Here is a 23718-nt window from a genome sequence, read left to right on the forward strand (position 1 = left end):
CAGTACAACGAGCTGCTGTTCGACGACACCCCCGGCGAAGTCCGCGCCAAGCTGTCCAGCGAACACGGCAAGACCCAGCTCAACCAAGGCTATCTGATCCACCCGAGGAGCGACGGCAAGGGCCAGCCGCGCGGCGACGGCTTCGAACTACGCACCGACCAGCACGGTGCGATCCGCGCCGCCCACGGCCTGCTGCTCAGCACCGAAGCGCAGCCCTCAGCCTCCGGCAAACAGCTGGCGCGCGAGCAGGCCCAGAGCCAGCTCGACGCCGCGCTCAGCCTCAGCCAGAGCCTGGCCGAGACCGCCACCGGCCAGCTGGCCGACACCATGGAGACCGGCCCGGAGCAGATCCAGCCGGACAACAGCAAGGGATCAAATAAGCCCGACGGCCACCTGCACCACCATGCCGCAGCGCTGCAGGCCTGGGAGGCCGGGACCAATACAGACAAAGACTCACGAACCGCCAAGGATCAAGGAGGCCAGCAGCCGCTACTCATCCTGTCCGCCCCGGCCGGCATCGCCAGCGTCACCGAACAGAGCCACACCGTCGCCGCCGGCACCAACCTGGATCTCATCGCGCAACGCGACACCAACCAGACCTCGGGGCGGCGCTGGATCCACAACGTCGGCCAGCACCTCAGCTTGTTCGTGGCGGGGGTCAAAGACCAGATCACCATGAAGTTGATTGCGGCGAAGGGCAAGGTGCAGCTGCAGGCGCAGAGCGACAGTGTGGAGGTGACAGGGGATAAGGACGTCACCATTACCGCCTGTAAGGGCAAGGTTCAGATTGCTGCGGGCCAGGAAGTCTTGTTGACCAGTGGAGGCGGCTATATTCGACTGAAGAGCGGGAATATTGAGGTGCATTGTCCGGGAATAGTCAGTATCAAAGGAGCCAGTCACAAACTTAGTGGAGGAACTAGCCTAAGTAAAACCTTTAACAGTCTGCCAACTCCCAAATTTGATGATAAGTATCAAATAGTTTGTGACGCAACCGGGGCCCCGCTAAAAAATAAAAAATACGTAATCATAAGAGAGTGGGGAGAGGCAGAGGTGGGTGTTACTGATAAAAATGGGTTCACACATCTAATAAAAAACCCCAATAATCCTGAGAAAATATCAATCTTGGTGCTGTAAATGAGTGAGATTAAAGTAAAATTCCTAACAGACAGTCAAAATAATGAAGAAAAAATTATACCTATAAAAAATCAATTAATAATATTTCTTATAGGAGGTGCTGCAGACAAGAGGCCATTCATGGGGGCTGGTCCAACAAATTTAATAACCGAAATACAATCTCAAATCACAAAAAAATACCAAGAAGAAGTCAGTAATAGAGCAATAAGAATTATCTATCTAGGTTATTATGAAATTTTTGGGGAGAGAAGTATATGGAATGTTCTGAATGACGCAAATTTATATTTTGAAATAAATGGGGAAATATTTCTAAAACAAAATGAAATAATAATTATTGGTCATAGCCTAGGTGGGTGGAACGGGGCTCATTTTACCGCATCGATAAAAAAGTGGAGGTCAGTACAGAAAATAAAATGCATTAGCCCCTGTGGACCATCTGGATTAAATGTAAGCTTGCTAATAACATTGGACCCAGTTGGCCAAGGAGTAGTCATTGGCACATTTGCAGATATATATTTCTCTGAACCTAAAGTTAACATAACGAATTGGATAAATATCTATTATGATGCAGAGAGTTATAGCGGCAATGATTTCATTGCTGATCTGGGGGGGCAATGGAGAATGAAAAGCGGCCCAAGAATAAATGCGACAGCAAACCTAGATCATGCAGAAACATTAGCTGCAATGACATACAAACTCAACGCAAACGGAGACACGGCTCTAAATGAAACCTATAAGGTTATCAATAAATTTCTCAATGAATAAATTATTCGCCGCCATAATTATTTCTATGGCAACCTCTTTGTCCTTGGCTCAAGGCTCTATAAAAATAGGTAAAGTTGAGTCAATGAGAGATTCTACTTTTTTTTCTGTGCAAATAATCACAGATAGAGATGATTATCAAAACCCCGGATTTGGACTAACTAAATGCTCTTTTGACGGCGAAGTCATTAATTCAAACGCGGCACAGTATCAGGCGCGTGGGCATACGAAGGAAAAAGCACTATTTTCCGACAAATTATACAGCTATGAAATATTCTTCAGCATCACAAAATATGATCAAATAATCCCTTCTGGGGATAAAATTGCTTATGAAAATTTATTAAGCTATCTAAAAGACAAGGTAACCCTTACATGTAACATCTACAAGACTAGTTTCTTCTCCCCGCCAAAAGTGATTGGAAAATTCTCCGTGCCAATGAAATTAATCAGATAAAACATAGAAATGCACCGTTAACGCCAAAGCAATCGGCGCATTACCATGGAAGGATAAACGCCAAATTGCCAGATATTCTTTGTCAATTGTTATGATATATCAATGACAAAAAATGGGGCGGATTTATTTCTAAATAAACCCGTCCCATTTTACAACGGAAGCAAGCACACTTGAGGCAATTAAGGCGTGGGCAACAACCTGGAACCCTTGGGATGATGTTGTGGTAGTGCAGAAGCTGATTCGCAACCGCGACCAGCTAATCAAGGCACGCAGTAGTGATGGAGACTGGTCGCGCCATGCTAATTTCATGGTTCGTCATGTCGGTTGTGAGCATAAGCCACCCGAGTACTACGTCGGTTACGGCTATTACTACTACTCGAACTATGGCAAGAAGCTTATGCCGAGACTGAGTCCGGCGGGGCAGAAGTGGTTGATCGATGGGAGGAAACAGTTGCAAATAAATATGGAGAAGGGGCTGGCATGATAATATGCAAGGGCCAGTCATCACCATCCCGTGAAAACGTTACCCCAACCGCTCGGTTTCGACGAGCGTTGCCCAACAAAAGTTGGAGCTGAATAACACAGATTTCAAGAGGTTTGCGTTCGACACTCACGTGCCGGCTTATCTGGATGCTGGCTTGTCCGATTTGCCAGTCAGAGATCTAGTGCTGATCGGTGGCCAGCCGAACATCGAAGAATGGGCCGATAGCAATATTTGGCGCCAAGCAAAAGATAGCGGAATGGAAGTGGTCAAGGATTGGAGTAGCCAGGCGGCACAGGGCGGCAAGGAGCTGGTGGAGCGCGCGATGAAGCGTCTGATGTTGGTTTTTAAATAATGGTCAAGTCAAGATTATTACTATTGTGGCGCGTTTTACGCACGCTGCTCAAATGGCTGTTACTGGCAATCGTTGTCCTAGTCGGCATCAGCGCTTCCGCTTATGGACTGTATAAGGCATTCAGTATGTGGACTTACGAAACCGAATTGATGGAGCACGACAAACCCTACGGCGGCGGCGATATGCGTATTCATGCGCGGCAGGTAATGGTTTTCAAGCCAATTGGCCCTGAACAAAAGTTCAAACCAATGGAAGAATGGAAAAATCCTGAGGTTGCTGAACCAACCGAGCCTTGGATGAATGACATTGATGAAATCAGCAACCGCGCTACCATTCGCCTGCTGCGTGGCGACATGGGTAAGGGCATCCGTCGTATTTTCGAGAAACCCGGCCAGAACGGCGCCTGGTGGCTGTCGCCCGACTGGCAGACCATCTACCTGACTACGGATTGGTCTAACTACAAACTCCCGATGGGTCCAGATGGGTATGGTCAGCGCTGGCATGCCCTGTGGAAATCGGTGGATGGCGGTCAGCATTGGCAACAACTGCCCTGGCCGGAGCGCACCCAGCCCGGCCAACCGTTGTTCATGGCCGATGGCCAGCGTGGCTACCTGGTGGCCGATGGCATGCGTATCTGGCGTACAAGCGATGGGGGCCTGCATTGGCAAGCGCTTCCCTTGCCGGCTTGGGCGAATCAGCGCCTGATGATGAACCCGGACGGTAATGGTTTCTCTCCTTGGGTGAAAAATACACGTGCCAGGTTCGATGCCTTCGACGTGTCGGAAGACGGCACCTTGCGGGTGGCATTTTACGTACGCAAGGCCAGGCTGGCCGCCAAGTTAGGTGAAGTGACGGAGAGCACTTTGTTGTACAGCCTGCCATTCACAACCAAGGTGGAAGAGCTTCCGGCTAAATGGATGCAGCCAGATGCCGTGTTCAAGCAACAGTCCCTCATGGACATCAAGGCCGCTAAGGATGGTGGAGTGCACCTGATTGCTTTGCAGGGGCAGTTACAGCCTGATCAGGCCAATGGCGAGCAGCAGCGTCTTGCAGCGTATGTACATTGGCAGCAGGGCAAGGAAACCTTCCGTCATGTGTTTGCACCGCATGTCATCCCTGGCGCGCTGTTTATCGGCCGGCAAGACCAGCTGGTGCTGGCGGGAGAGAGTCAGCAGCCTGATCGGGTAATGCGTGATTCGATCACGCTGGTGAGCTCCGATGGAGGAAGGAGTTGGGATGAGACCAACGATGGCAGTGCCTACGCTTGGTATTACGAAACCGAGACCAATCGCATCTGGAAGTATGAGTACCACTCGCTTTATTGGCGGAAGCTGGAATAGGTCCTTCGGGATTAAAGACTCTGCTAGCCGTGCGAGCTCTCAGGGCCAACAGATGTGAATGCTGACAGCTTGTGAGTGCAGGGCTCTGAACGATTAGGTCTCGTGTCGTAATGTGATGGGTCCGACTGGGGGATTCCGCTGTCAACGGTTGAGCCTCTCTTAACTTAAAGTGGTTCCACATTAAGCCCGCCAAAAGGCGGGCTTAACGTTGGTCGAAACGGCGCTCAACTTGGCTGCTTCGCCGCAGTCGCTTTCCCTTTTCTCACCGGCGTCGCGTCCGACAGAGCCGGCGCCACCGTGCTCTGCCCGATCGAGCGGTTCACGTCGATCAGTACCGCTGGCTCCAGGGTGCCGGCCGCCTGAGCGAGCTGCAGTCGCGCGTTCAGATAGGCATAGCGCGCACTTGCCAGGTTCTGTACCGCCTCGTAGTACGCCTGTTCGGCTTGAACCAGGTCGATGTTGGTGCGCACGCCGACTTCCTTGCCCAGCTTGGTCGAGTCGAGCTTGGCCTTGGCCGAGATCAGCAACTGCTCCTGCGCGCGCACCAGCGCGGCGCCGTTGGTGACGCCGAGGTAGGCGCGGCGCACGCTCTCGCTGACCTGGCGGCGGGTCGCCTCCAGGTCGTCGCGTGCCTGCTCTTCCTTCGCGACGGCTTCACGCACCTGCGAGCGGATGCCTCCGCCGGTGAACAGCGGCATGGTCAGCTGGACGCCGACGCTGCTGGCGCGTGAGCTGGGGGAGGCGACGAAGATCGGCGCGGTGGTGACGTTGTCCTGATAGCCGGCGGTCAGCGCGACGGTCGGGAGGTGCTGGCCCTTTTTCGCCGTGACATCCTGCTTTGCGAGTTCCAGCGACTGCTCTTTCGCCTTCACGTCCAGACTGCTGGCGAGCGCCTGGTTCTGCCACGCCTCAAGGGTCGCCGGGCTCGGTGGGACCAGCACCAGCGGTTCGTTGACGCGCTGGATGCCCTTCGGGTCGAGGCCGGTCAGCTTGCGGAAGGCATTTTCCTTTACCTCCAGGTCGCTGACCGCGACGATTTCCTTGGCGGCGGCGCCATCGTAACCGGCCTGCGCCTCGTAGGTGTCGACGATGGTGGCGGTGCCGACCTGGAACGCCGCCTTGGCCTGGTCGAGCTGGGTGGCGAAGGCGCTCTTGGCTGCGCGCACCGCGTCGAGCGTGTCGCGTGCCAATAGCACGTCGAAATAGGCCTGGGCGACGCTGACGATCAGTTGCTGCTCGGCCGCCGAGAACTGGGTGTCGGCCAAAGCAGTGCCGAGCTTGCCCTTCCGGTAGCCGGTGTATTTGCCAACGTCGAACAAGGGCTGGGTCAGCTGCACACCATAGCCGTGGGTCTCGTAGCTGGGGATGCCGGCCGGGCTCATCGTGTTGGTGTTGCTGTAATTGCCGGTCAGGCCAACCTGTGGGAGCAGCTGCGACAGCCCCTGGACCTCCTGTTCCTGGCCGGCGTCGCGCTGCTTGCGCGCCGAGCCGAAGGTGGCGTCGTAGTCGCGCGCGGCCTGCCAGGCGCCGACCAGATCGACGGCGGACGCCGGCATCGCCAGCGTCAGCGCGAGGAGGGCGGCGAGGGGGGTAAGTCTTTTTGGGTTCATGCGAATTCTCGTCGTTCTTGGTCGTGTCGGGCGGGCGCTTGTACGCGGAACCACTGCGCGTACAGTGCCGGCAGGAACAGCAGCGTCAGCACGGTGGCGACCAAGAGGCCACCCATGATCGCGACCGCCATCGGCCCCCAGAAGGTGCTGCGGGTTAGCGGGATCATCGCCAGGATCGCCGCTAATGCCGTCAGCATGATAGGCCGGAAGCGCCGCACCGTGGAGTCGATGATCGCCTCGTAGCGGTCGTAGCCGTCCTGGATGTGGTGCTCGATCTGGTCGACTAGGATCACCGAGTTGCGCATGATCATGCCGGCCAGCGCGATCACCCCCAGCATCGCTACGAAGCCGAACGGCGCGTGGAACAGGATCAGCGTCAGCGTCACGCCGATCATGCCGAGCGGGGCGGTCAACAGCACCATCACGGTGCGTTGGAAGCTCTTGAGCTGCAGCATCAGCAGCGTCACCACGATCACCAGCATCAAGGGCGCGACCGCGTTGATCGCCTTCTGCGAGTTCTGGCTCGATTCGAGCGAGCCACCCAGCTCGATGTGGTAGCCGAGCGGCAGGGTCTTCTCGAGCGCCTGCAGCTTCGGCCACAGCGCCAGCGAGATGTCCGAGGCCTGCACGCCGTCGGCGGCGTCGGCGCGCACGGTGATCGTCGCCAGGCGGTTGCGACGCCAGACAATGCTCTCTTCCGGTGCGTAGCCGATGTGGCCGATCTGCGCGAGCGGCACGTAGCGGCCGCTGCCGGTCTGGATCATCAGGTTGCCGAGTTCGGCCGGGTCCTTGCGTTCGCCCTCGTTCAGACGGGCGACCACACCGATGGTTCGATCGCCGTCGCGGTAGTCGGTGACCGAGCTGCCGGAGATCAGCGTCTGCAACTGCTGCGCCAGGTTCTGTGTGGACACGCCGAGCGCGCGCGCCTTGTCCTGGTCGATGGTGACGCGCAGCGCCTTGATCTGCTCGCCCCAGTCGTTGTTGACATGGCGGGTGCCCGGGGTGGCGCGCACCAGCTGCTCCACCTGGGTGGCGATCTGGCGCACCTTGTCGTGGTCCTCGCCCATCACGCGGAACTGCACCGCGTAGCCGACCGGCGGGCCGTTCTCCAGCCGGGTGACGCGGCCGCGTACCAGCGGGAAGTCGGTGTCGAACAGCTGCTCCAGCTTGCGTTTGACATCCTCGCGCACCTTCTCATCCTTGGTCATCACCGTCAGCTGCGCGTAGTTGAGGTGCTGCTGCTGCTGGTCCAGCGGCAGGTAGAAGCGCGGGCTGCCGCCGCCGATGTAGCTGGTGACGCTGTCGATGTTGGCGTCGCCCGCAAGCTTCTTCTCCAGCTTCTTCACCTCGCGCTCGGTGGCGGCGTAGCTGGCGCCTTGCGGCAACCACATATCGACCATCAGCTCCGGCCGGTTCGACGAGGGGAAGAACTGCTGCTGCACGAACAGCTTGAACGCGCCGAGCGACAGCACGAAGGTGGCGAAGGTGGCGACGATCACCAGCTTGCGATGGTCTAGGCACCAGGCCACGAGGCGCCGGAAGCGCTGGTAGAACGGCTTGTCGTAGGGGCTGTCGTGACCGTGGTCGGCCAGGTTGCTCGGCAACAGCTTGTAGCCCAGGTACGGTGTGAACACCACCGCGACGAGCCACGACAGCAACAGCGCGATGCCGACCACCGCGAACAGGCTCCACACGTATTCGCCGGCGTTCGACTTGGCGAGACCCACCGGGATGAAGGTGGCGGCGGTGATCAGCGTGCCGGTCAGCATCGGGAAGGCGGTGCTGGTGTACGCGAAGATGGCGGCGTCGAAGCGCTTCCAGCCTTCCTCCAGCTTCAGCGCCATCATCTCCACCGCGATGATCGCGTCGTCGACCAAGAGGCCCAGCGCGATGATCAAGGAGCCTAAGGAGATGCGCTGCAGGTCGATTTTGAAGAAGTACATCGCGACGAAGGTCATCGCCAGCACCAGCGGAATCGACAGCGCCACCACGATGCCAGTGCGCATGCCAAGGCTGAAGAAGCTCACCGCCAGCACGATGATCACCGCCTCGGCCAGCGAGTGCATGAACTCGTTCACCGAGTCCTTCACCACCTTGGGCTGGTCGGATACCGCGTGGATCTCCACCCCCACTGGCAGCTTGCTGCGGATCTGTGCCATCGTCGCGTCGAGGTTGCTGCCGAGCTTCAAGACGTCGCCGCCGTCCTTCATGCTGATCGCCAAGCCCAGGGCCGGGCGGCCGTCGAAGCGCATCTTGAAGGTGGGCGGGTCGACGAAGCCGCGGCTGACGCGGGCGATGTCGCCGAGGCGGAAGGTCTGGCCGTTCGCGCGGATCGGTGTGTTGGCCACCGCGTCGACGGTGCGATAGGCGCCGGTCACGCGCACGAAGATGCGGTCGGAGCCGGTCTGGTAGGTGCCGGCCGGGGTGACGGCGTTCTGTTCGGCCAGTGCCTGCCAGATCTGCCGCGCGTCCAGGCCCAGCGTGGCGAGCTTGGCCGAATCGAGGTCGACGTAGATGCGCTCGTCCTGGTCGCCGACGATGTTGACCTTGGCGACGTCGGGCACGCGCAGCAGCTCGTGGCGCGCGTCGTCGACGTAGCGACGCAGATCCTCGTTGCTGAAGCCGTCGCCGGTCACCGCGTAGAGGTTGCCGAAGGTGTCGCCGAACTCGTCGTTGAAGAACGGCCCCTGCACGCCGGAGGGCAGCGTCTGCCTGATGTCGCCAAGCTTTTTCCTGACCTGGTACCACAGGTCAGGCACCTTCTTCGCGGGCGTGTTCTCGCGCAGGTTGAGTACGAACTGCGCCTCGCCGGGCTTGGTGAAGCTCTTCACATAGTCGAGTTCGGCCATCTCCTGCAGCTTCTTCTCGATGCGGTCGGTGACCTGCTGCTCGGTCTCGACGGCGGTGGCGCCCGGCCACATCACCTGCACCACCATCGCCTTGAAGGTGAACTCCGGATCTTCCTTCTGACCCAGCTGGGTATACGCCCAGACGCCGGCGACCATCAGCATCACGATCAGGTAGCGCACCAGCGGCTGGTTGTTGAGCGCCCAGGCGGAGAGGTTGAGTCTTTTCGTCACGCCGCCGACTCCTTGAGCAGGCTGACGCGCTGGCCGTCGCGCAACAGGTGCACGCCGGCGGTCACCACCTGCTGACCGCGCACGATACCGCCGCTTACCGCCACCCAGTCGGTGCCGACCGCGGCGACGCTGACCGGCTTTCGGCCCACCTTGCGGCTTGCCGGATCGATCACCCACACATAGTGCTTGCCCTGCTCGTCGAGCAAGGCGGTTAACGGCAGGCGGATCTGCTCGCCGGCGTTCGCGTTCGGCAGGCCCACGCTGGTGGTCATGCCGAGCTTCACCGCGTCGTCGGGGTTGTCGAGCGCGATGCGCGCGGCGTAGGTGCGGGTGGCAGGGTCGGCTGCCCCGGCCAGCTCGCGCAGGTGGCCGGTGTAGTGTTTGTTGGCCGCCCACAGCGTCACGGTGAACGACTTGGCGGTGCGCAGCGCGGTGAGCTTGTTCTCCGGCACCGCGATCGCCGCCTCGCGCGCGCCGTCTGCGGCGAGGGTGGCCACCGGCTGGCCGGCCGACACCACCAGGCCCGGTTCGGCACTGATGTCGGTGACGATGCCGTCGGCCACTGCAGTCAGCGTGGCGTAGCCGGTCTGGTTGCTGCTGGCGTCGGCCGAGGCGCGCGCGGCGGTCAGCTGGGCGCGCGCGGCACTGACCGCATTACGCTGCTGGTCGACCTGCGCCTGGCTGATGAAATTCTTGGCGAGCAGCTCCTGGTAGCGGCGCAGGTCGGCCTCCTTCTGCGCCAGGTCGTGCTCGGCGGCGGCCAGCTGCGCGCGCTTGGCCGACAGGTCGAGCGCGTAGTCGTGCGCGTCGAGCCGAGCGATCGCCTGGCCCTTCTTCACATGTTCGCCGGCGTTCACGAGCTTCTCGACCACCTTGCCGGCGACGCGGAAGCCGAGCTTCGTTTCCTGACGGGCGCGGATCTCGCCAGCGAAGCGTTCGCTCGGCTGCGCGGCATCGTCGCCGACCACGGTGTAGCGCACCGGGCGGACTTCCTCGGCGGGGGCGGGGGCCTTGCCGCAGGCGGCGAATAGCAGGGGGAGTAGCGTGGCCAGCAGCAGCGGCCGGGCAGCGTCAAACATGGTTCTTCCTCGTGGGTGGTTCTTGTTCTTTGTTGTTTTGGCACCGCCGACAAAAGCCGGCGTAGCGGGTCCGGCCTGGGCTGGTAGGCCGAGGTGCTGCGACACATCCCGGCGACGCGGTGCCCGGTGATCAGTCGCGCGGCAGCAGGCCGTTGAGCATCAGGTCCAGGCCGTCGAGCAGCACCCGGCACGGGTCGTTTTCGGCGGCCGAGCGACCGCCCTGCACCGTGGCGAACGAGTGCGTCCAGATCAGCTGATGGATCAGCGGGGCGAGCAGCGTCTCGACGGTGGTGTCGATCGGTACGGCGCGGAACTCGCCCTGGGCGATGCCGCGCTCGAGCACCTGCGCGACCATCTGGCGCGCCGGCAGGATCACCTCGTTGAAGTAGAACTGCGCGAGCTCCGGGAAGTTGGCGGTCTCGGCCATGATCAGCTTGCACAGCCCGCCGGACGGGGTGGCGCCGACTTGCTGCCACCATTGCTCGACGAAGGCGCGCAGCAGTTCGCGCGACGAGCCGTCGTACTGCTGGCTCATGGCCTGCAGCTTCGACAGGTTGGCTACCTGCGTTTCGCGCACCACCGCCTTGAAGATCTCCTCCTTGTTGGCGAAGTACAGATACGGCGTGCCCTTGGTCACGCCGGCGGCGCGGGCGATGTCCTCGAGCTTGGTAGCGCGGAAGCCCTTTTCCACGAACTGCGTCAGCGCCGCGTCGAGGATTTCGCCGGGGCGGACGTCTTTCTTGCGTTGCCAGCGTGTTGCGTTCGTCATGATAGTGAATATGGTTTCAGTAACTGATGGCACTGTACTGCGTCGGCGGGCGGGTCGCAAGGTTAATAAATGGAAATTCAGCAGGCGGCGTAGGTAGAATACGGGCAGGAAAAACCCGCGATACACCAAGGAGCAATCATGACCGTGACGTCGAGCGAACAGGCGCAGATCCTGGCCGAAGCGCTGCCCTATATCCGGCAATTCGCCGGCAAGACGCTGGTAATCAAGTACGGCGGCAACGCGATGACCGACGACAAGCTCAAGGAAGGCTTCGCCCAGGACGTGGTGATGCTCAAGCTGGTCGGTCTGAACCCGGTGGTGGTGCACGGTGGCGGCCCGCAGATCAACGAGCTGCTGGAAAAGGTCGGCAAGCAGGGCGAGTTCATCCAGGGCATGCGCGTCACCGACTCCGAGACCATGGACGTGGTCGAGATGGTGCTCGGCGGCCTGGTCAACAAGGAAATCGTGTCACTGATCAACAAGCACGGCGGCAAGGCGGTGGGCCTGACCGGCAAGGACGGCCATTTCATCCGCGCCAAGAAGCTGTTCCTGAAGTCGCCGGACGCCGGCGTGATCGACATCGGCCAGGTCGGCGAGATCGAGTCGATCGACCCGTCGCTGGTGTCGCTGCTCGACAGCCAGGATTTCATCCCGGTGGTGGCGCCGATCGGCGTTGGTCTGGATGGCGAGGCGTACAACATCAACGCCGACTTGGTGGCCGGCAAGCTAGCCGAAACCTTGAAGGCCGAGAAGCTGCTGTTGATGACCAACACCCCGGGCGTGCTCGACAAGCAGGGCAACCTGCTGACCAAGCTGACCGCCAAGCGCATCGACGAACTGTTCGCCGACGGCACCATCTCCGGCGGCATGCTGCCGAAGATCAGCTCGGCGCTCGACGCGGCCAAGAGCGGCGTCAACGCGGTGCACATCATCGACGGCCGCGTGCCGCACGCGCTGTTGCTGGAAATCCTCACCGAGGCCGGTGTCGGCACGATGATCCGCGCCGAATAAGCGCTACCGTCGTCCTTCCGCACAATGCCGTTCACCTCGTTAGGTGAACGGCATTTTTCTTGGTGGCACCGCGCCGGCGCTGTCCACGCGCGATGCGGTTGCCATGGTTACGCAGCAGGGGCCGTCGGCCTAGACATGGCGGCCTCCGACAGGTGTATCGTGGGTTTGCCCCATTGCGGGGTGAGGGAGGCCGGATGCGTCGCCGAGGTGCGCGGGGCGGGCGACCGGCGGCCGACTTGCTATAGTGTCAGCAGGGTTTGCTTTATTCCAGCAAAAGGGGGATTTGCCATGCTGAATGCAGGCCAGATACTGGCTAACAAGGCCCGCCAGGAACTGATCTTCGTGAGTCCTGATGCCACGGTGTTCCAGACCTTGCAGGTGATGGCGGAGCACAACGTCGGGGCCGTATTGGTGATGGAAGGGGGCGAGGTGCTGGGGATTTTCTCCGAGCGCGACTACGCCCGGCGCATCGTGCTGCAGGGCCGCACGTCGGCGGGCACTCGGGTGCGCGACATCATGACCAGCAAGGTGCTGTACGTGTCACCGGACAGTTCGCTCGAGCACTGCATGGCGCTAATGACCGAGAAGCACATCCGCCATCTGCCGGTGCTGGACGGGGAGCATACCGTGCTCGGCGTGCTGTCGATCGGCGATCTGGTGCACGCCACCATCGCCGAGCAGCAGTACGTGATCGACCAGCTGGTCACCTATATTCACGGTGGAGGACGTGCCTGAGCCGACGCCCTCGCAAGTGCCCGAATCCCACGAACGAAAAAGCCGGACATCGTGTCCGGCTTTTTGCATTTGGCCCGACCCGTTGTGGCCTACAAGGTCGGGACGATAGACCGGGCGAGGTCGACCAGCGCCGGGGCGATCTCGTGCTCGAGCACGCTGGGGGTGAACAGCAGGCTCGGGCCGCTGGCGTTCAGCGCGAACGGCGGCTGACCCGGCGTCGGCGACGGCAGCGGCACGCCGATCGCCATCACCTCGGGACCGTACTCGCCCCAGGATACCGCGTAGCCGCAGGTGCGGTATTGCGCCAGGCTCTGCTGCAGACGCTTGTGCAGTTCCGGCCAGTCGTCCTGATAGCGTTCGGCCAGTTGCGCGTCGAGCGACTCGCGCTCGTGCGCGGTCAGGCCGGCGTAGAACGCTCGGCCGATCGCGGTGGTGGCGATCGGCACGCGCGAGCCTACGGTCAGCTGAACCGTTACCCGCGCCGGGCTGCGGCAGGTTTCCAGGTACAGCATGTCGGTGCCCTCGCGCATTGCCAGGCTGACCGACACGTTGTGCTTGATCGCGAACTCGCGCATCAGCGGCGCGGCGATGCTGCGGATGTCGTAGCTGGCCAACACCACCGAGCCGAGCGCCAGCACCGACAGGCCGAGCCGGTAATAGCCGCTGTCGGCCTCCTGGGCCAGGTAGCCGAGCCGGGTCAGCGTGTAGGTGAGCCGCGACACGGTCGACTTGGGCAGGCCGGTGCGTGCCGCCAGTTCCTGGTTGGACAGGGCGGCCTCGCCGGGGCGGAACGCACCGAGGACCGCCAGGCCACGGGCCAGCGCGGTGACGAAGAGGCGATCCTTGTCGTCGTCCACCGGATCGGCGGCCAACGCTGCATGATCGAGCGAAGTATTTTTCATGGCGCCAAGGATACCTGTGCTGGGTGGGCTGTAAAGAGTTGCTTTACATGGTGAGAATGGTGGCGTATGTTGTTCTGCATGGTAGAACAAAATTCCGCTTAGCGGAACAATCTCGAAGGCCGACACCGGCCCGATCATGACAAAGGAGAGACTACGATGGCTGCCACCCAACAACGCGCCCCGTTCGCCTGGGAAGACCCGTTGCTGCTCGAATCGTTGCTGACCGAGGAGGAACGCCTGGTGCGCGACACCGCCCATGCGTTCTGCCAGGAGAGGCTGATGCCGCGCGTGCTCACCGCCAACCGCGAGGAGCGCTTCGACCGCGAGATCCTTGCTGAAATGGGCGAGCTGGGTCTGTTGGGCTGCACTATCGACGGTTATGACTGCGCCGGGCTCAGCCACGTCGCCTACGGCCTGATCGCCCGCGAGGTGGAGCGGGTCGACTCCGGCTACCGCTCGGCGATGAGCGTGCAGTCGTCCCTGGTGATGCACCCGATCTGGGCGTACGGTTCGGACGAGCAGAAGGCCAAGTACCTGCCGAAACTGGCCAAGGGCGAACTGGTCGGCTGCTTCGGCCTGACCGAGCCGGATGCCGGCTCCGACCCGGGCAGCATGAAGACCCGCGCCAAGAAGGTCGACGGCGGCTGGGTGCTCACCGGCAGCAAGATGTGGATCACCAACAGCCCGATCGCCGACCTGTGTGTGGTGTGGGCCAAGGACGACGCCGGCGAGATCCGCGGCTTCCTGCTCGAGCGCGGCATGAAGGGGCTGTCCACCCCGGCGATCCACGGCAAGTTCAGCTTGCGCGCGTCGATCACCGGCGAGATCGTGATGGACGAGGTGTTCGTGCCGGATGCCAATCTGCTGCCGGGGGTGAAGGGCCTGAAGGGGCCGTTCGGCTGCCTGAACAAGGCGCGCTTCGGCATCGCCTGGGGGGCGCTGGGCGCCGCCGAATTCTGCTGGCACGCCGCCCGCCAGTACACGCTGGACCGCCAGCAGTTCGGCCGCCCACTCGCCGCCACCCAGCTGATCCAGCTGAAGCTGGCCGACATGCAGACCGAGATTGCGCTGGGGCTGCAGGCCTGCCTGCAGGTGGGCCGCCTGATGGACGAGGGCCGCGCCGCGCCGGAGATGATCTCGCTGATCAAGCGCAACAACACCGGCAAAGCGCTGGCGATCGCCCGTGTGGCGCGCGACATGCATGGCGGCAACGGCATCTCGGACGAGTTCCACGTAATCCGCCACATGATGAACCTGGAGGCGGTGAACACCTACGAGGGCACGCACGACGTGCACGCGCTGATCTTAGGCCGCGCGCAGACCGGGATCGCGGCGTTCTGAGTCGCGGATCGGGTCGGCCAACCTTGGGGGTTTGAGGTTGGCCGAACCGTTACAGAAGACTGGACGATCCGCCTCGCCGGCGGGGCCTTACTTTCTTTGCGTCGCCAAAGAAAGTAAGCAAAGAAAGGCGAGCCCCGCCGCCGCTTGCTTCCGCCCGGGAAACGCCCGGCGAGGCGTCGCCGAACTAATCGCTGAGCGAATCAAAGATTCGCACGCAGGGATTCGCTAACGTCGAATCGCTCGAACATGCGGCGGCTTAAGACCTCGCCGAACGTCCTCCGGACGGCGCGGCGGAAGGGTCCCTCGGCTGTCTACTGTGGCATTCGTGATCGGCGTTAGCGCCTGCCGGCGAGGCAGATGCTGCAATTCGTACGTACTCTCCTAATTAAAGCTTCGGCCAACCTTCAAGAAACCGGCAGCACCCACGTTGGCCGAACTCTCGACAAAGGACCACCCCCATGCAAGGCCAAGGCGCACTGTCCGGCATCAAGGTGCTGGATCTCTCCCGCGTACTCGCCGGACCGTGGGCCGGCCAGCTGCTGGCTGACCTCGGCGCCGACGTGATCAAGGTCGAACGCCCCGGTCTCGGCGACGATACCCGACAATGGGCACCGCCCAGCCTGCCGGACGGCACCGCTGCCTACTTCCTGTCCGCCAACCGCGGCAAGCGCTCGGTCACCGTCGACATCACCCGGCCGGAAGGGCAGGCAATCGTGCGCCGCCTGGCCGAGCAGGCCGACGTGCTACTGGAGAACTACAAGGTCGGTGGCCTGGCCAAGTACGGTCTCGACTACGCCAGCCTGTCCCAGCTCAACCCGCGACTGGTGTATTGCTCGATCACCGGCTTCGGCCAGGACGGCCCGTATGCCGACTCGCCCGGCTACGACTACATCGTGCAGGGCATGAGCGGGCTGATGAGCATCACCGGCCCGGCCGATGGTGAACCGCACAAGGTCGGTGTGGCTGTCACCGACCTGTTCACCGGCCTCTATGCCGCCAACGCGGTGCAGGCGGCGCTCTTGGCCCGCCACCACACCGGCCGTGGCCAGCATATCGACATGGCGCTGTTCGACTGCTCGCTGGCAATGCTCGCCAACGTCGGCATGAACTACCTGGTCAGCGGCGCCACCCCGCCGCGGCTCGGCAACGCCCATCCCAACATCGTGCCGTACCAGGTGTTCGCCGCCGCCGACGGCCACTTCATCCTCGCCTGCGGCAACGACAAGCAGTTCCGCGCGGTGGCGGCACTCATCGGCCAGCCGGCGCTGGCCGACGATGAGCGCTTCGCGACCAACCCGGCACGGGTTGTACACCGCGAGCTCCTGGTAGGCCGTTTGGCCGAGGCGTTCGGCACCGCCACGCGCGATGATTGGCTGGCGCGCCTCGATGCGGCTGGCGTGCCGTGTGGGCCGATCAACTCGGTGGCCGAGGCGTTCGCCGACCCGCAGGTAGTGGCGCGCGGCATGCGTATCGAAATGCAGGATGCGGCCGGCCAGACGGTGCCGCTGATGGCATGCCCGGTCAGACTGTCCGACACGCCGGCAATGTACCGACAGGCACCGCCGAAGCTTGGCGAGCATACCGCTGCGGTACTGGCCGAGCTGGGCTACGACCGGGAACAAATCGCCACGCTTCAGGCATCCGGAACCGTTTAAACGCTTGTTTGATTTTGACGGCCGGCCACGAACATTGCATGATTCGATCATTAAGCAATGACGCACCGCGCAAAGGAGACACGGTGGAACGCGAATACATGGAATATGACGTGGTAGTGGTCGGCGGCGGCCCATCCGGGCTGAGCGCCGCAATCCGCGTCAAGCAGTTGGCCGAACAGCAGGGGCGCGACATCAGCGTGTGCCTGCTCGAGAAGGGCTCGGAGATCGGTGCCCACATCCTGTCGGGCGCAGTGATCGAGCCCAGGACGCTGAACGAATTGATCCCGGACTGGAAGGAAAAAGGCGCACCGCTCAACACTCCGGCGGCGAAAGACCGCTTCCTGTTCCTGACCGAGACCGAGTCGGTGCAGCTGCCGACCCCGCCGCAGATGAACAACCATGGCAACTACATCGTCAGCCTGGGCAACTTCTGTCGCTGGCTCGGCGAGCAGGCCGAGGCGCTCGGCGTGGAGATCTACCCGGGCTTCGCCGCCGCCGAGGTGCTGTACAACGCCGACGGCTCGGTGAAGGGCGTGGCCACCGGCAACGTCGGCACCGGCAAGAACGGCGAGCTGGAAGGCGAACCCGGCATCGAGCTGTGGGCCAAGCAGACCATCTTCGCCGAAGGCTGCCGTGGCTCGCTGACCAAGACGCTGTTCGAGCGCTTTGCCCTGCGCGACGGCGCCGACCCGCAGACCTACGGCATCGGCATCAAGGAGCTGTGGGAGGTGAAACCGGAGAACCATCAGCCGGGCAGCATCACTCACACCGTCGGTTGGCCGATGGATACCGCCACCTATGGCGGGTCATTCCTCTATCACCTGGAGAACAATCAGGTGGTGGTCGGCTTCGTGGTCGGCCTCGATTACGAGAACCCCTACCTGTCGCCGTTCGAAGAGTTCCAGCGCTTCAAGACCCACCCGGCGATCAAGAAGGTGTTCGAGGGCGGCCGGCGCATTTCCTACGGCGCCCGTGCGCTCAGCGAAGGCGGCATCCAGAGCCTGCCGAAGCTGACCTTCCCGGGCGGCGTGCTGGTCGGCGACACCGCCGGCTTCCTCAACGTGCCGAAGATCAAGGGCACCCACACCGCGATGAAGTCGGCGATGCTGGCCGCCGAGGCGGTGGTCGAGGTGTTGGCCGGCGACGCGGGCGGGGCCGGTGTCGAGGCGAGCAGCTACAGCGCCAAGGTGAAGCAGAGCTGGCTGTACGACGAACTGTGGAAGGTGCGCAACATCCGCCCGTCGTTCCGCTGGGGGCTGTGGCCGGCAATGATCTACTCGGCGGTCGACACCTTCCTGTTCCGTGGCCGTGCGCCGTGGACGCTGCGCCACCGTCACGCCGACAACGAGACGCTGCGCCCGGCCGCCGAGTGCACGCCGATCGACTACCCGAAACCGGACGGGGAGCTGACCTTCGACCGCCTGTCGTCGGTGTTCATCTCCAACACCAACCACAGCGAGGACCAGCCGCCGCACCTGAAGCTGAAGAACAAGAGCGTGCCGATCGAGGTGAACCTCGCCGAATACGACGCGCCGGAGCAGCGCTATTGCCCGGCCGGCGTGTACGAGATCGTCGGCCGTGACGAGGGCCAGCCGCGCCTGCAGATCAACGCGCAGAACTGCGTGCACTGCAAGACCTGCGACATCAAGGACCCGACCCAGAATATCAACTGGGTGACGCCGGAGGGCGGCGGCGGGCCGAACTACCCGAACATGTAAAATGCCCCGTAAAGCTGCTGCGTGGGCGTGATCTCGGGTTGGGTGGTCGGCGTGTGAATCTATTGATTCGCTCAGCTGTCAGGAATCCTCATGTACTTAAGTACATGCCGGTTCCTGCGTTCCAGCCGCCCCTCGCTGACGCCCGCTCGCGACGCTTTGCAGGACATTTTGGGGTTTAGGTTGACCGAACCGGTGCCGGGCTTCGCCCTGCGCCGGTTTTTGCGTCTTGTCATACGCCCAGGGTTGACAGCCGGGCACGATGCGGCGCAGCATGGAGTCCATGAATTCCCGACTCGCGTTCTCCTACGTTTCGTTTTATTGGTACCGCTCACCACGGCGGCACCAGGGAACGCGTGCACACTAGAAATACAGAACACTTTCCCGACAAATGCCGCCGCTTCCAGGCGGCATTTGCGTTTCCCGATGATTCTCCGCCGCCTGGATAGCCCCAGACCAGGAGATCTACCATGAACGAAGTCTGCGACTCGTTGTCCATCGCCCGGGCCAGCCTGAGCTTGCAGAGCGCCCGTCCGCTGTGCGCGCTGGCACTCTTGACCGACGTCGAACATGCCATGCCCGGTACGCCACAGCTGCCGCCGGCCGAGGCGCTGGAATTGACGCCGTTGCGACTGTCCGAGGCGCTGCTGCCGGACATCCGGCTCTTGGCGATGCTCAGTGCCACGCTGCGCGCTAATCTGGAAGCAGCGCCGACACCGGTGCGGCTAACCGACGCGTCGGACTGGTTGGCGGCGCGGATCGCGGTATTGGGGCTTACCCATGTGCTGGTGACGCCTGCGCAGTTGCCCGAGCTCGATGAGGCCAACCGCCGCCTTCAAGCGCTGGCGCAGCGTTTCGACCTGAGCGTCAGCCCGGCATCGCCGGTGCTGCTGCCGGCGGTGCTACCGGCCGAGGTCGGGGTGCTGCGCGGCTGGTGTGCGGCCGAGCCGGCCGCCAGCGGGCGGGGGGCAGGGCTCGTCGATGCGAGCCGCCGGGTGCACCGCGCGGCGCGGCGCCGCCTGGCGGGATTGTTCACGGCGCTTGGCCTTGCGGCGGACTGACTATTTTTCAAGGAGACTGCATGTATCAAGACCCGGAACAGCCGGTGATCACCCGGCTCGACGACCAGAAGCTGAACAACCTGACGATGGCAGTGTACGTGCTGCAGGCGATCAGCCTGTTCGTCGGCGTGACGGCGATCGTCGCGGTGATCGTCAACTATGTGAAGCTGCCCGACGTGATCGGCACGCGCTACGAGAGTCACTTCCGCTGGCAGATCAAGACCTTCTGGTGGGCGCTGGCCGGCTACCTGATCGGCGGCCTGTTGACGGTGGTGCTGGTGGGCTTCCTGGTGCTGGCGATCACCTGGATCTGGTTCATCTATCGGGTGGTGAAGGGCTACCTGGTGTTCAACGACGGTTTGGCGATCGAGGACCACTAAGCGCCGTGGCCGCTCCACGTATTACGCTATAAAAAAGCGGGTACCCTAGGGGGCTTGCAAGATGGCTTAGCGCGAATCGCGGCAAGCGATGAGCGAGTCCTCCTGCAAGCCCAGCCTTGCTTACCATCCGGCTGGCGGGCTGATCCGGCCGGTGGTTCTTGATTGGCAGCGACACCGACTGCACTCGCCAAGCGACGCGCGCTTTGGCACAATGCGCCCCTTCCCGACGAGTCCACTGCGATGCAAGCCGCTGATTTGGAAACCCTAGTCACCCTGCGCATGCCGTTCGGCAAGCACAAGGGGGTGCTATTGGCCGACCTGCCGGAAAACTATCTGGACTGGTTCGCCCGGCAGGGCTTCCCGCCCGGCGAGATCGGCCGCTTGCTGGCGCTGATGCACGAAATCCAGCTCAACGGGCTCAGGCCCTTGCTCGACCCTTTACGAAAGCGATAAATCCATGGCGATCCAATGGTTCCCAGGCCACATGAACAAGGCCAAGAAGGCGGTGGCCGAACGCGTCAAGGACATCGACGTGGTGATCGAGATGCTCGATGCGCGCCTGCCGGCGTCCAGCGCCAACCCGATGATCGCGCAGCTGACCCGCGGCAAGCCGGCGCTGAAGATCCTCAACAAGCAGGACCTGGCCGACCCGCAGCGCACCCGGCAGTGGATCGACTACTACAAGGGCAAGAGCCACACCCAGGCGATCGGCCTCGATGCCGGCGAGCGCTCACCGGCGAAGAAACTGATCGACGCCTGTCTCGACCTGGTGCCCAACCGCGGCAGCGTCGATCGGCCGCTGCGCGTGCTGATCTGCGGCATTCCCAACGTCGGCAAGTCGACGCTGATCAACTCCATGACCGGTCGCCGTGTCGCCAAGGCCGGCAACGAGCCAGGCGTGACCAAGGGCGAGCAGCGCATCATCCTGGCCGACGGCTTCTGGCTGTTCGACACCCCGGGCATGCTGTGGCCGAAGATCATCGTCGAGCAGGGCGGCTACAACCTGGCCGCCAGCGGCGCAGTCGGCCGCAACGCGATGGACGAGGAAGAGGTGGCGCTGGAGCTGCTGGCCTACTTGGGCCAGCACTACGCCAAGGAGCTGGCCACCCGCTACGGCCTGAAGGAAGACGTCGAGACGCTGCGCGACGAGGAACTGCTCGAGGCGATCGGCCGGCGCCGCGGCGCGATGCTGGGCGGTGGCCGGGTCAACATGCAAAAGGCCGCCGAGATCGTGCTGACCGACTTCCGCGCCGGCGCCATCGGCCGCATCACGCTGGAGACGCCCGACGAATGGCGCGTCTGGGAAGAGGAGTCGAAGGCCCGCGAGGCGCAGCGCATCAAGGAGCGCGAGGACCTGAAGAACGAGCGCGAGCATAAGCGTCGTCTTGCCGAAGCCGGCCGCAACAGCCACTGAGGCCCTGCCTTCGGCCAAGCTTGGCCCAGCAAAACGGCAGCCCTGCTCACTGGGCTGCCGTTTTTGCGTAGATGATTGATTGAACAGGATTTTTACTGAAGCAGGCGCGCTTTTCTGGCATAATGCGCGCCTTGCCGGAAAACACACCCACCATGAACACGCCGACCACTCCCGCCAAACCGATCAATTCCTACCGCAAGTACTGGGCCCAGCGCTTCGGCACTGCCCCGTTCCTGCCGATGAGCCGTGCCGAGATGGACGAGCTTGGCTGGGATTCCTGCGACATCATCCTGGTGACCGGTGACTGCTACATCGACCATCCGAGCTTCGGCATGGCGCTGGTGGGGCGCCTTCTGGAGGCGCAGGGTTTCCGGGTCGGCATCATCGCCCAGCCGGACTGGCACAGCGCCGAGCCGTTCCGCGCGCTCGGTAAGCCGAACCTGTTCTTCGGCGTCACCGCCGGCAACATGGACTCGATGATCAACCGCTACACCGCCGACCGCAAACCGCGCTCGGACGATGCCTACACTCCGCACGCCGAGCCGAACAAGCGCCCGGATCGCGCGGTGACCGTGTACGCGCAGCGTTGCCGCGAGGCCTACCCGGGCACCGGCGTGATGATCGGCAGCATCGAGGCCTCCTTGCGCCGCATCGCCCACTACGACTACTGGAGCGACAAGGTGCGCCCATCGGTGCTGGCCAACTCCAAGGCCGACATCCTGCTGTTCGGCAATGCCGAGCGCGCGCTGGTGGAGATCGCCCACCGTGCCGCCGCCGGCGAGAAGCTGTCGGAGATGCGCGACATCCGTGGCACCGCCTTCCTGGTGCCGCATGGCTGGCTGCCGAACGAGGAATGGGAGGAGGCCGACTCCACCACCGTCGACGTGCCGGGCCGGGTCGATGCGCACCTGAACCCCTACGAAGAAATCCCCGAGCAGGCGGCCAAGCAGGCCGAGGCGAACGGTGCCACTGCCACCGTCCAGCCGATCAAGTTCATGAACGTGCACGAGCGGGTGGCGATCCGCCGCGCCCAGCGCGCCAAGACCGTGGTGCGCATCCCGGCCTTCGAGGCGGTGGCCTACGACCCTGTGCTGTATGCGCACGCCAGCCGCGTGCTGCACCTCGAATCCAATCCGGGCAATGCTAGAGCTCTCGTCCAGCTGCACGGCGAGCGCGACGTGTGGCTGAACCCGCCGCCGATCCCGCTGACCACCGAAGAGATGGACTTCGTGTTCGGCCAACCTTATGCCCGCAATCCGCACCCGAGCTACGGCGATGCGCACATCCCGGCCTGGGAGATGATCAAGTACTCGGTGAACATCATGCGCGGCTGCTTCGGCGGCTGTACCTTCTGCTCGATCACCGAGCACGAGGGCCGCATCATCCAGAGCCGCTCGGAAGAGTCGATCCTGAAAGAGATCGAGGAGATCCGCGACAAGACCGAGGGCTTCACCGGCCATATCTCCGACCTGGGGGGGCCGACCGCCAACATGTATCGTCTGGCGTGCAAGGACCCGAAGATTGAGACCAAGTGCCGCAAGCTGTCCTGCGTGTACCCGGACATCTGCGAGAACCTCAACACCGACCACAGCAGCCTGATCCAACTGTACCGCAAGGCGCGTGCGCTGCCGGGCATCAAGAAGATCAACATCCAGTCGGGCCTGCGCTACGACCTGGCGGTGAAGTCACCCGAGTACATCAAGGAACTGGTGACCCACCACGTCGGCGGCTACCTGAAGATCGCCCCGGAACACACCGAGGAGGGTCCGCTCTCCAAGATGATGAAGCCGGGCATGGGCGCCTACGACAACTTCAAGAAGCTGTTCGAGAAGTTCTCGAAAGAAGCGGGCAAGGAGCAGTACCTGATCCCGTACTTCATCGCGGCCCACCCGGGCACCAGCGACGAGGACATGATGAACCTGGCGCTGTGGCTGAAGAAGAACAACTTCCGCCTCGACCAGGTGCAGACCTTCACTCCGACGCCGATGGCGATGGCGACCACGATGTGGCACACCCGCCGCAACCCGTTGAAGAAGCTCAGCCGCAGCTCGGAAAAGGTCGACGTGGTGCGCGACGGCTATCGCCGCAAGTTGCACAAGGCCTTCCTGCGCTACCACCATCCGGACAACTGGCAGATTCTGTACGACGCGCTGATCGACATGGGCCGCCAGGACCTGATCGGCTACGGCAAGCACCAGCTGATTCCGCCGACGCCGCCCAAGGGCAACGAGGACAAGGGCCAGCGCTTCAACACCGCGCGTACCGCCCACCATCCGACCCGCCGCTTCCAGGACGCGCCGCCGGCCTCGGCCGCGCGCAAGCCGGGTGGCAAGCAGGTCGGCAAGGGCAACAAGCCGGGCAGCCGCAACGGCGCCGCCGCGACCACGGCCGGTAAGCCGAAGGGCCGCCGCTGAGCCCGGTTTCATCCTCCCGCCACAGG

The 23718-nt window shown here is 62.4% G+C and carries 21 protein-coding genes; 16 read left to right on the forward strand and 5 right to left on the reverse strand.

The window, feature by feature from the left end; genetic code table 11:
- The 6 genes from QU481_RS12835 to QU481_RS12860 form a co-directional block, all read left to right on the forward strand.
- A partial coding sequence (locus QU481_RS12835; protein ID WP_289830416.1) for a DUF2345 domain-containing protein occupies positions 1-1134 on the forward strand: 1134 nt, incomplete at its 5' end.
- On the forward strand, positions 1135-1899 hold the full coding sequence (locus QU481_RS12840; protein WP_289830417.1) for a hypothetical protein: 765 nt from the start codon (positions 1135-1137) through the stop codon (positions 1897-1899). It abuts the gene before it with no gap.
- Positions 1892-2350 (forward strand): hypothetical protein, encoded by a 459-nt coding sequence (locus QU481_RS12845; RefSeq protein WP_289830418.1) that lies wholly within the window; start codon positions 1892-1894, stop codon positions 2348-2350. The genes QU481_RS12840 and QU481_RS12845 overlap by 8 nt, the downstream gene beginning before the upstream one ends.
- A gap of 226 nt (positions 2351-2576) precedes the next feature.
- Positions 2577-2834: a hypothetical protein gene (locus QU481_RS12850; protein ID WP_289830419.1), complete on the forward strand. Its 258-nt coding sequence runs from the start codon at positions 2577-2579 to the stop codon at positions 2832-2834.
- Positions 2835-2988: 154 nt separating this feature from the next.
- Positions 2989-3186: a hypothetical protein gene (locus tag QU481_RS12855; RefSeq protein WP_289830420.1), complete on the forward strand. Its 198-nt coding sequence runs from the start codon at positions 2989-2991 to the stop codon at positions 3184-3186.
- Between the two features lie 125 nt (positions 3187-3311).
- Entirely contained in the window at positions 3312-4526 is a 1215-nt protein-coding gene (locus QU481_RS12860) for a WD40/YVTN/BNR-like repeat-containing protein (protein WP_289830421.1), read from the forward strand.
- A 224-nt stretch (positions 4527-4750) separates the two neighbouring features.
- Here QU481_RS12860 and QU481_RS12865 read toward each other — a convergent pair whose 3' ends face one another.
- From QU481_RS12865 to QU481_RS12880, 4 genes are all read right to left on the reverse strand, one after another.
- Positions 4751-6136 (reverse strand): TolC family outer membrane protein, encoded by a 1386-nt coding sequence (locus QU481_RS12865; protein ID WP_289830422.1) that lies wholly within the window; start codon positions 6134-6136, stop codon positions 4751-4753.
- Positions 6133-9216: an efflux RND transporter permease subunit gene (locus QU481_RS12870; RefSeq protein ID WP_289830423.1), complete on the reverse strand. Its 3084-nt coding sequence runs from the start codon at positions 9214-9216 to the stop codon at positions 6133-6135. The genes QU481_RS12865 and QU481_RS12870 overlap by 4 nt, the downstream gene beginning before the upstream one ends.
- Positions 9213-10295 (reverse strand): efflux RND transporter periplasmic adaptor subunit, encoded by a 1083-nt coding sequence (locus QU481_RS12875; RefSeq protein ID WP_289830424.1) that lies wholly within the window; start codon positions 10293-10295, stop codon positions 9213-9215. The genes QU481_RS12870 and QU481_RS12875 overlap by 4 nt, the downstream gene beginning before the upstream one ends.
- Before the next feature lie 130 nt (positions 10296-10425).
- Positions 10426-11064, reverse strand: coding sequence for a TetR/AcrR family transcriptional regulator (locus tag QU481_RS12880; RefSeq protein ID WP_289830425.1), 639 nt, complete (start codon positions 11062-11064; stop codon positions 10426-10428).
- Positions 11065-11202: 138 nt separating this feature from the next.
- On the opposite strand from QU481_RS12880, the gene argB reads away from it, so the two are divergent.
- On the forward strand, positions 11203-12075 hold the full coding sequence (gene argB / locus QU481_RS12885) for an acetylglutamate kinase (protein ID WP_289830426.1): 873 nt from the start codon (positions 11203-11205) through the stop codon (positions 12073-12075).
- 288 nt (positions 12076-12363) lie between these two features.
- Positions 12364-12810 (forward strand): CBS domain-containing protein, encoded by a 447-nt coding sequence (locus tag QU481_RS12890; protein ID WP_289830427.1) that lies wholly within the window; start codon positions 12364-12366, stop codon positions 12808-12810.
- 89 nt (positions 12811-12899) lie between these two features.
- Here the strand turns inward: QU481_RS12890 and QU481_RS12895 are convergent, their stop codons facing one another.
- Positions 12900-13712 (reverse strand): IclR family transcriptional regulator, encoded by an 813-nt coding sequence (locus QU481_RS12895; RefSeq protein ID WP_289830428.1) that lies wholly within the window; start codon positions 13710-13712, stop codon positions 12900-12902.
- A 156-nt stretch (positions 13713-13868) separates the two neighbouring features.
- On the opposite strand from QU481_RS12895, the gene QU481_RS12900 reads away from it, so the two are divergent.
- The 8 genes from QU481_RS12900 (at position 13869) to QU481_RS12935 (ending at position 23692) form a co-directional block, all read left to right on the forward strand.
- The gene (locus tag QU481_RS12900) at positions 13869-15053 is read left to right on the forward strand and encodes an acyl-CoA dehydrogenase (protein WP_289830430.1); all 1185 of its coding nucleotides are present in this window, start codon (positions 13869-13871) and stop codon (positions 15051-15053) included.
- 458 nt (positions 15054-15511) lie between these two features.
- Positions 15512-16708 (forward strand): CaiB/BaiF CoA transferase family protein, encoded by a 1197-nt coding sequence (locus QU481_RS12905; protein WP_289830431.1) that lies wholly within the window; start codon positions 15512-15514, stop codon positions 16706-16708.
- A gap of 98 nt (positions 16709-16806) precedes the next feature.
- Positions 16807-18426 (forward strand): electron transfer flavoprotein-ubiquinone oxidoreductase, encoded by a 1620-nt coding sequence (locus QU481_RS12910; protein WP_289830491.1) that lies wholly within the window; start codon positions 16807-16809, stop codon positions 18424-18426.
- 467 nt (positions 18427-18893) lie between these two features.
- Complete coding sequence (locus QU481_RS12915) at positions 18894-19484, forward strand: hypothetical protein (RefSeq protein WP_289830432.1); 591 nt, start codon at positions 18894-18896, stop codon at positions 19482-19484.
- Between the two features lie 20 nt (positions 19485-19504).
- Positions 19505-19864 (forward strand): DUF4870 family protein, encoded by a 360-nt coding sequence (locus QU481_RS12920; protein ID WP_289830433.1) that lies wholly within the window; start codon positions 19505-19507, stop codon positions 19862-19864.
- Positions 19865-20104: 240 nt separating this feature from the next.
- The gene (locus QU481_RS12925) at positions 20105-20317 is read left to right on the forward strand and encodes a DUF3820 family protein (protein ID WP_289830434.1); all 213 of its coding nucleotides are present in this window, start codon (positions 20105-20107) and stop codon (positions 20315-20317) included.
- A gap of 4 nt (positions 20318-20321) precedes the next feature.
- The gene (gene ylqF / locus QU481_RS12930; RefSeq protein ID WP_289830435.1) at positions 20322-21278 is read left to right on the forward strand and encodes a ribosome biogenesis GTPase YlqF; all 957 of its coding nucleotides are present in this window, start codon (positions 20322-20324) and stop codon (positions 21276-21278) included.
- Positions 21279-21430: 152 nt separating this feature from the next.
- On the forward strand, positions 21431-23692 hold the full coding sequence (locus tag QU481_RS12935) for a YgiQ family radical SAM protein (RefSeq protein WP_289830436.1): 2262 nt from the start codon (positions 21431-21433) through the stop codon (positions 23690-23692).
- Positions 23693-23718: the final 26 nt, after the last annotated feature.

It is taken from the genome of Crenobacter oryzisoli (assembly GCF_030385785.1).
Classification (GTDB): domain Bacteria; phylum Pseudomonadota; class Gammaproteobacteria; order Burkholderiales; family Chromobacteriaceae; genus Crenobacter_A; species Crenobacter_A oryzisoli.